The 2,021-nt window shown below is 30.9% G+C and carries 1 protein-coding gene; it reads right to left on the reverse strand.

Annotated elements, in window-relative coordinates; translation table 11 throughout:
* Positions 1-2,021, reverse strand: a 2,021-nt coding sequence (locus ACKI5C_RS02105) for a condensation domain-containing protein (RefSeq protein WP_407431554.1), incomplete at both ends; no start/stop codon positions are given.

The raw sequence follows: 2,021 nt of genomic DNA on the forward strand, positions 1-2,021 counted from the left end.
TATTCTAATAATCCTCTTAAAATTTCATTAAATGCATTTAAAAAGCGGATAATTGTATCATTTGAATATTTGCTGCATGATTCTACATTAACAAGATAACCATCATCCAAATTATTAACCACACATAAAAAGTCGGAAACCAAATCAGTACCTACATCATCAATAATTAATTCCTTACCAACACCGGAAACATCATTCAAATCCGAATTATACTCAAAGGACACATCATTATTTAAATCAAATTCATGTGCAAGTAAACGGAACGGATAAACACTATATTTCATGGAATCCAAAATCAAATCAGAAACATCCGACAGATACTCGATAACAGATGTTTTTTCACAATCAACAATAATTGGGATAGTACGAACAAACATGCCTAAAGCATCTTGAGTATAATCTTCATGACGACCATTCTCAGTAAAATTATAATAAACCTTATTCATGCCAGTGAACCGAGAATAAGTATATGCGAAAACAGCATTGAAGAAATTGCTTACTGTAATTCCATGATTACGGCAAAAAATCTCAACATTCTCACGAATATCATGAATAGGAAGTCGAATAGCATTATCAACACCACCAATATCCTCCAATAAATTACTGGTTTCATCAATATCGGAAAGATTATTCCTATAGAATTCATATGCTTCATCATAGATACTTTCAAATTGGGAATTAAATGAATCCCGACTAGCATAAACAAAACCTAAATCGACATCATCATCCAATTTGCCTTCTAAAGCCAAAACTAATTCCTTATTGATGATAGTACGGCTAGTAGCATCATTAATAATATGATGCATGTCGTAAAATATAAACTGACCATCATCATTTTTTATAATATAGAAACTAGCTAAAGATTCATTCAAATTAAACGGTTTAATTAATTCAGAATAATCATCAGACATTATTTTTTCGATTGATGGATAACTGTCACAAACAAGTAAAGGCACATCACCCTCAACAACACGACTCATTAAAACAGGGTGCTTATCAATTAATCGATGAATTGCATTTTCAATCTCACCAACAGAGCTATCTTTAGGACATTCAAGTATTCCTGGTGTAGAATATGCTGTACCCATCTCATTAACCTTTTCATCTAGATAAATACCTAATTGGGATTCAGACAGACAACAAGAAACAACATTTGAATCATAATCTCCAATATATTCCAATTCATATTTTATATTTTCAATAAATTCACTAAATTTATCTCCCAAATAAGTACCATTAGCATACTCCCCGTTAATAAAATAATGATTATCAACACGAGAAACATTAAGACTAATACCAAATGAAACATGGTCCGAATCATCTAATTCAAATTCGCCCCATTTAAATAATTCCAGATTAATAGATTTAAATAATTCATTTTCAAATGAAAACTCGCCGCTTAAGAAATTAAAAGTAACTGGACAATGTTTATATTCCAATTCATTAGTAGTATAAATTAAAGATTCATAATTCAAACCTAAATAATCAACGCCTTTAAATGCTTCTTTAATACTATAAACATCACCCATCAATGAAACAACATCATAATTATTATTTGTATCGACAGAAACAGGGAATTGACTAGTAAACCAACCAACAGTTCCACTCACATCAGCTAAAATTTCATCACGCCCATAAGACTCACGATTAAAAATAACTGTCTGGTTATAAGTCTTTTTATATGCGCGGGCAATACATAAAGCCAAATACTCCTCTTCAGTTACCATCAACAAATTATCCACATCAAATCTCGCATCGACATTAAAATTAAATCTTTTAGATTCACCCCTAATAAGAGAATCATCTAACAGATTATTAATTGCGGTCCAATGCTGTTTTTCCACATCGGAAATATCTTCAACTAACGATTTAACATCCGCGACCCAATTTTTATAAGGATATGGTCTTGAAAGATTAATTTCACCATTATCTTTAATCTGGTTTATAATGTAAGTCAAATCATCAATTAGAATACTCCAGCTGATACCGTCAATAATTAAATGATGAATAACGAAAACAAC

This window comes from Methanobrevibacter sp., assembly GCF_045646045.1.
In the GTDB taxonomy this organism is placed as follows: Archaea; Methanobacteriota; Methanobacteria; order Methanobacteriales; family Methanobacteriaceae; genus Methanocatella.